General features: G+C 54.6%; 7 protein-coding genes. 1 reads left to right on the forward strand and 6 read right to left on the reverse strand.

The features are described 5' to 3' along the window. Positions 1-30: 30 nt before the first annotated feature. The 4 genes from NUV55_RS00590 to NUV55_RS00605 all read right to left on the reverse strand — a co-directional run bounded on the left by NUV55_RS00590 (position 31) and on the right by NUV55_RS00605 (position 2,803). A complete protein-coding gene (locus NUV55_RS00590; protein WP_296669441.1) occupies positions 31-693 on the reverse strand; it encodes a hypothetical protein in 663 nt (220 codons plus the stop codon). 164 nt (positions 694-857) lie between these two features. Then, positions 858-1,070 carry a hypothetical protein gene (locus tag NUV55_RS00595; RefSeq protein WP_296669443.1) on the reverse strand — a complete coding sequence of 71 codons (213 nt, stop codon included), beginning with the start codon at positions 1,068-1,070 and terminating at the stop codon, positions 858-860. 363 nt (positions 1,071-1,433) lie between these two features. Further along, the gene (locus tag NUV55_RS00600; protein WP_296669444.1) at positions 1,434-2,360 is read right to left on the reverse strand and encodes an IS1595 family transposase; all 927 of its coding nucleotides are present in this window, start codon (positions 2,358-2,360) and stop codon (positions 1,434-1,436) included. A 29-nt stretch (positions 2,361-2,389) separates the two neighbouring features. Further along, positions 2,390-2,803: a hypothetical protein gene (locus NUV55_RS00605; protein ID WP_296669446.1), complete on the reverse strand. Its 414-nt coding sequence runs from the start codon at positions 2,801-2,803 to the stop codon at positions 2,390-2,392. 261 nt (positions 2,804-3,064) lie between these two features. On the opposite strand from NUV55_RS00605, the gene NUV55_RS00610 reads away from it, so the two are divergent. After that, complete coding sequence (locus tag NUV55_RS00610) at positions 3,065-6,016, forward strand: EAL domain-containing protein (protein ID WP_296669448.1); 2,952 nt, start codon at positions 3,065-3,067, stop codon at positions 6,014-6,016. Between the two features lie 179 nt (positions 6,017-6,195). On the opposite strand, the gene soxZ is transcribed toward NUV55_RS00610, so the two are convergent. Continuing rightward, complete coding sequence (soxZ, locus tag NUV55_RS00615; protein ID WP_296669449.1) at positions 6,196-6,519, reverse strand: thiosulfate oxidation carrier complex protein SoxZ; 324 nt, start codon at positions 6,517-6,519, stop codon at positions 6,196-6,198. Between the two features lie 137 nt (positions 6,520-6,656). Continuing rightward, the coding region (locus NUV55_RS13725) for a thiosulfate oxidation carrier protein SoxY (RefSeq protein WP_367280307.1) at positions 6,657-6,757 on the reverse strand (101 nt) is incomplete at its 5' end.

A 6,757-nucleotide genomic window follows, 5' to 3' on the forward strand; every position in this document is an offset into this window, starting at 1 on the left:
GGAGTCTTCCGCCATTGGATGACTCGGATATCAGTCCGGAAACTTTGGAAGCGGTTTCAACTGTTCTCGACGAGCTTGGAGAGAAGCTAGACACCCGATCAATGGCCCAACTCGTTCTGAGACTGGTCCTGTTCCTTCAGAAATCTTACCCGTGTCGCCATCTACCGTGTGCGAACACGTCACGCAAGTGAATATGTTATCAATCGTGCTGAGTTCGTCCCGAAGAATATCTAGTCGTTCTGCCAGCCCATCAAGAGCTTCTTGCGAGCGCAGAACATCATATTTCTTCCCAGCGCGGGATACCTGACGGCCTATATCTGGATGTTGGCCGGTGTGCGCAATTATCGTCGAATGCACTACCGCATCCCGATAATCACCTAGATTGCCACATGCGGATATTGTAGTGCCTATTAGATTTCGTATGCTCACAGTCAATAGGAGTTTCTCTGCACACTCGTTTATAAGGCTGGTCTTCTTGGGCAAAGCAAGACCGCTTATTGCTGCTCGCGCTATGCTGCTTGTTAAGCGCAACCCTCTCTGTAAAGAGAGATTTACTAGTTCATCACAATCTGCCCAGAGAATAGCTACTTTCCCAATACCGGCTAACTGTTCTTTTGACAGCGCATTTTCAATGTTACGTAAAAATATGTGGCCTGGAAGATCAGGAAACTTGCTTTCGTGAGGGCGCTTCATCTTTCGTCGTTTGCCATATAATATGGCTCCATGAATATGAAGAAACAGGAAAAATCTGAAACTAGTAAACCCGTCCCCTTCAATGATGCATTGAAGCGGGTATGGGCATCACCGCCACAGCCGAAGAAAACTAAAAAGAAAGCGAAGAAACAGAAATAACAGCTTTATTGAACGATCTTTACAGGAAGGGCCGGATTTAGTGAGTTAAATGTAAGGGAATTGAATGGTTTGCCTCCCATCCCCACAATGTTCACATTTACTGACTCACTGGATTGCGCCTGAACGTGGCTAATAAAAACAACATCCTTTGCGACTAGATAGAGCAGGCAGCTTGCAATGATTGTAAGCATGGCTTTGGTGTATAAGTCGATCTTCAATTTTTTCTCCTTACCTGAAATAAACGGTACTGGAAAGTAAACGAAAGGTCTGCTTTAATTTTGAATGGTGGTACCCGCCGCCAAATTTACAACATGCTACGGACTAGCCGTTATAAGCGGCGTCTCTGCGTCTTAGGTGGTCTAGGTACGCGAGCTTTATAGCCGTTTGTAACGGACTAGTTTCTTCTACATCGCACGTCATTACTCTCACCTCCTTCCGGTGGCAAGTAGCCATCCGTGTCCCGTTACAGAGCTACCGCCAGAGACAGGAGGAAAAAGAGACGACGAGTACCGCGAAACAGTATAAAGGCAGCGCCCGGTTCTACAAATCCGCCTCAAAATTGCCTACTTTTAAAGCGTTTCTTACGCTTTAGCGTCAGACCGCCGATACGTCAGCCTCTTACCGATAATCCCCTGTAAGGCTTTCTCGGTACGTTCGGTGTCACTAACCCCCAGACTGGTACGGTGGCTGTGCCTGAAGTCAAACTCATACAGGTAACGCTTCAGATGGTGGGAAGCCACTCTCTGATACGTCCCGTATAGACCACGCTTGAGGACGTTGAAGTACGACTCGATGGTGTTGGTGTAAACCTCCCCCCTGACGTACTCACCACGCTTATGGGTGACCCTGCGGTGACTCTTGAAGTCGGAACGCTTGAGTCTGTGATAAGAGCCTCCCGTATCCGTCATTAGCTTGGTATCGTGCTCGATCTGTTGCAGCATGATAGGACGTAACGTCTTGGACGTGATGTCAGGAACGTGGAAGGAACGAACTTCCCCGCCACGTTCAATAAGCGCGAATATCTTTTCCTTGTCGCCAGAACCTTGACGCGCCCTTTTGACGCCGGGTTTCTTGCCCCAAAAAGTCTCGTCGACTTCAACGACTTTACCCCCACCACCTAGCTTTGTGGTGTGTTCTTTCTTCATGGCCTCACGGATACGGTGAGTCATGAACCAAGCCGTCTTGTAGGTAACCCCTAACGTCCTGTGGAGCTGGTGAGAACTCATGCCCTTCTTGCTAGAGCAGAGAAGGTACACAGCCTGTAACCAGACGTTCAGAGGGATTTTGGAGCGTTCAAAGAGAGTCCCCACGGTCACGGTGAACTGATCTCGACAGGCACGGCACTTGTAGACACCCGGACGGGTAGACTTTCCCTTTAACTCGTAGTGTTCCCCAATGACGCCACAGTGAGGACAGACCGAGCCGTGAGGCCAGACTTGGGCCTCTAGGTATTGTCTGGCCTTGTCAGCGTCTTTGAAATGGGGAGCGTTTAGATTTGAGGTAGTCATGGCACATTCTGCTCAATGTTTGTTGAAAATTAATGTTTCTGAGTCGGTTTGCCGCTTTCAAGATTGGCAAGCAGCCCTGATAGAGCCTGAACCATATCTTTCAATTGTTCCGGCTGGAACTGTAGCGTTATTGTGGTTTGATCCACAAAACGAATGTTCATTAGAGCGACTGTGCGCTCTATATTCATTCCCGTTTCATATTGAAGAATCTTTTTCGCCAGAATTTTCACTGGCTGCGCCCCGGTCTGTTTAGCGCGCTCGGACGTGATATTTAGTTCTGCTTCGTTAAAAGCAACAATCAAATTTTGTGTTATGTCAGGGAGAAATTTGAGGCGGTAAGATTTACCGAGCGCATCTATAAAATCTACAAATCCACCATTTCCCTTATCAAGCGAGCCGGATTGAACAAGCTTTTCAATTGCAATTTCGGTTAGTTCGGCCATGACGGTTTCTCCTGTCTATGGCTGAATTGTCACCCTAATTCTTGGGTGTGTCAAGTATATAATGCCGTAAAAAAATGGTATCCGGAAAAGAGCTGGCCCCACCAATCTGAACAACCCGATAAGTGGAATCTCTGCTCAATCGGGGCATGATACGCCTTGGCCATATGGAGAATCACATGAGCAAACGATCCCGCCGTGGCACAAACAGGCACGTAATATGCACATATACTTATGGAATAGGGACAACAAGGATTGATTCCCATGAGGCACTTTACCACCGGCCTGCGTACACGGCTGATGTTGCTCGTGTTGCTCGCCGTTATCCCGGCGTTCGGGCTTATGGGTTACACGGCCATCAGCCAACGCCAACAAGCGGCCGTGAACGCCGAACGGGATGCGATGAACCTGGCGCGATTGGCCGCGCAGGAACAAAACCAGTTGATTGCGGCCACGCATCAGCTGCTGTTTATGTTGTCACAACTGCCGGCGGTGAAACAGCCTACAACCGCGACGGCCTGCAGCCGGATCCTGGCCGAGCTGCGTAACCCCTATCCCTACTACACGAACTTCGGTGTCGCCACGCCCGACGGGCGCGTCTTCTGCAGCGCGCTGCCGATGGCACGGCCGGTGAACATTAACGACCGCAGTTACTTTCGTCGCGCCGTCCGGTCCCGCGGTTTCGGCATCGGCGATTATCAGGTCGGGCGCATCACGGGGATCAGCGCCATCAACTTCGGCTATCCGGTTTTCGATGCCGGTGGAAACATCAAAGCCGTGGTCTTCGCCGCGCTCAATCTGTCCTGGCTCAACAAGCTGATCACCGGTATTGAGCTTCCCACCGACTCAACGCTCACGGTGGTGGACAGCCGCGGCACGATCCTGGCGCGCCTTCCCGAGCCGGATAAATGGGTGGGCAAATCCATGCGGGCGTCACCGCTGGTCAGCGTCATCCTCGCGAATCAACGGGAAGGTACGGCCGAAGAGCCGGGCCTGGATGGCGTGACCCGGCTTTATGCCTTCGCTCCGCTGCACAACAGCCCCGCGGGTAACGTCTACGTGAGCATCGGCATCCCGAAAGCCGTGGCCTTCGCTGCCGCGAACAGGGACTTCGCGCGCAATCTGGCACTGCTGCTTCTGGTTGCGACGCTGGCACTGGTCGCTGCCTGGGTGGGAAGCAATATCTTCGTGCTGCGGCGCCTCCAGGCCCTTGCCGGTGCCGCCCGCCGGCTGGGCCAGGGTGACATGGGTGCACGTACTGGATTGCCGCATGGCGCCGAGGAGCTGGGGCAATTAGCCCGCATCTTTGACGACATGGCCGCGGCCATGCAACGTATCAATCGTTCCTTGAAAACCATGAGCGCGGGTAACCGCGCCGTGGTAAGGGCGAACAATGAGCAGATGCTGCTGGCGGAAATGTGCCGGATCATCGTCGAGATCGGGGGTTACCGTCTGGCATGGGTGGGTTATGCCGAACAGAATCAGAACAAAACCGTGCGCCCGATGGCGCAAGCCGGCTATGAAGAGGGTTATCTCGCGATACTCAACATCACGTGGGCCGATACCGAGCGCGGACGCGGTCCCATCGGCACGGCGATCCGTACCGGCAAACCCTGTGTCACACGAAACATCCTGAGCGATCCCGCGTTTGCGCCGTGGCGTGAAGAGGCGCGCAAGCGCGGGTACGGCTCGGTGATGGCCTTGCCGCTGCGCGTGAGCGCCAAAGTGGTCGGCGCGCTTTGCATCTACGCCGAGGAACCGGATGCCTTCGACCAGGAAGAAGTCGTGCTGCTTTCGGAAATGGCGAATGACCTGGCCTACGGCATCGCCACCCTGAGCACGCGCACCGAGCGTGAGCAGGCGCACGAAACCATCCGGCGCATGGCCTACCATGACAGCCTCACGGACCTTCCCAACCATGTCTACTTCGAAGAGCACGTGCAACAGGCGCTGTCCGAGGCAAGTACACGTAGCCAATCGCTGGCGGTGCTGCTGCTGGGCCTCGACCGTTTCCAGGAGATCAACGACGCGCTCGGGTTTCACCAAGGGGACCTGCTGCTCAAAGACGTCGGCATGCGTATCCGTGGTGTGCTTAAGGAAGACGAACTGGTGGCGTGCATGCGCGGCAATGAGTTCGGCATCCTGCTCGCGGTGAGTGACACCGATCATGCCGCCGAGGCCGCGCGGCGGATCCTGGATGCATTGGGGGCGCCGTTTACCATGAGCGGCCTTATGCTGAATGTCAGTGCGGCCGTGGGCATCTCCCTCTTTCCGCAACACGGCTCAGAGACGATACGCCTCATCCAGCACGCGGACGTAGCCATGCGCCAAGCGAAGAAGTCGGGGAAAGGTTACACCTTTTATACCGCGGAGCAGGACGAGGGCAGTCTCAGACGCCTAACGTTGGCCGGGGAATTGCGGCGCGCGATCGAAGAGGACGAGTTGGTTCTGCACTATCAGCCCAAGATCGACATGCGCACCGGCCAAGTATGCGGCGCGGAAGCGCTGGTCCGCTGGATCCATCCGCAGCAAGGCATGATCCCGCCCGATGAGTTCATCCCGCTGGCGGAGCACAGCGGCCTGATCGAACCGTTGACCGACTGGGTCGTGGGAGCCGCCTTGCGCCAGTCGTCCACCTGGCGACATGCCGGAGTGGCGCTGCCTGTCGCGGTCAACCTCTCCACGCGCAACCTGCGGGATGCGGAGTTGCTGGGCAAGATGGAACAATTGCTCATGGCGTGGGGCGCTGAAGCCGGCTGGCTTGAGTTGGAGATCACGGAGAGCGCCGTGATGGACGATCCGGAGGGCGCGCTTGAGATTCTCAAGCGTTTAAGCAATCTGGGCTTCACGCTGTTCATCGATGACTTCGGTACTGGCTATTCTTCCCTGGGCTACCTCCAGAAATTGCCAGTGGACAGTTTGAAGATCGATAAATCCTTTGTCATCGACATGCAAGCTAACAAAGACTCGGCGACCATCGTGCGTTCGACGATTACGCTCGCGCACGATCTGGGTTTGAAGGTCGTGGCCGAGGGCGTGGAGAATCAGGCCGTGTGGGACCGGTTGGCCGCCCTGGGCTGTGATGTGGCACAGGGCTATCACATCAGCAAGCCCCTGCCGGCGAAGCAATTTAAGGAGTGGATGGATCAGTACATACGGAACTCGAAGGCGGGCAGGCGCGCGGGTCACGCGCGGTTGAAGCGAGCCGTTGAATGACCGCTTCTGATTGATGCGACCGGCTGCTCTTGGCCGTAAGGAGTCATTCCCACCACGCTTCAACACTGAAGAGCTAGGGGTCTGGGGAGTGCGTCCCTGAACTTTCCACGCTGGATTCCGGATACCCTAAAAAAACCGCCCATTCGGGCGGTTTTTTACTGATGGAATTCGGCTTTGACTCAGGAAATGTCCACAACGCCTTCGAGCGTGGCGGATTCTCCCATATTGTCGCTCCAGAAAACCTTGAGCTTATCGCCCTGCTTGGCATCCTTGAGTCGGAAACCGATCAGCGGGTCCTCGGAAATTCCGGCACCGGTATTCACCGTGGCGACAATCTTGCCGTTGTGCTCCAGGGTTATCCGCTGAATGAAATGTGGCGGGATTTTCTTCCCCGTATTCTTGTCGGTGCGCAGACCGGTTTCCATCGGGTGAGTAATCAGCACCTGCAGCTCAACCCCACCGTCCTGGGCGCGGGTGCGCATTTTCATCTTGCGATCAGCCATTTCAATCATTACCTCAATATTAAATTTAAACCGCGGAGGGCGCAGAGATCGCAGAGAATTCTATGAACTAGAATTGTCGCTCTGCGTGCTCTGCGTTCTCTGCGGTGAATAATCATAAAATTCATCGCCAGAAACAATTAACCCCCACACCCGCCCGCCGTGACCTTGATGTTCTGCTTGGCCACGTGGAGCTTGCCGCCGGCCTTGACGACGGCGTAGACGTCCGAGGTGTTGCCCA

The sequence above is a fragment of the Sulfuricaulis sp. genome, assembly GCF_024653915.1.
Lineage (GTDB): Bacteria > Pseudomonadota > Gammaproteobacteria > Acidiferrobacterales > Sulfurifustaceae > Sulfuricaulis.

Excerpts from the sequence above, each read along its gene's own strand:
- NUV55_RS00590 (WP_296669441.1), bottom strand. The coding sequence starts at position 693 with ATGAAGCGCCCTCACGAAAGCAAGTTTCCTGATCTTCCAGGCCACATA.
- NUV55_RS00600 (WP_296669444.1), bottom strand. The coding sequence starts at position 2,360 with ATGACTACCTCAAATCTAAACGCTCCCCATTTCAAAGACGCTGACAAG.
- NUV55_RS00605 (WP_296669446.1), bottom strand. The coding sequence starts at position 2,803 with ATGGCCGAACTAACCGAAATTGCAATTGAAAAGCTTGTTCAATCCGGC.
- NUV55_RS00610 (WP_296669448.1), top strand. The coding sequence starts at position 3,065 with ATGAGGCACTTTACCACCGGCCTGCGTACACGGCTGATGTTGCTCGTG.
- soxZ (WP_296669449.1), bottom strand. The coding sequence starts at position 6,519 with ATGGCTGATCGCAAGATGAAAATGCGCACCCGCGCCCAGGACGGTGGG.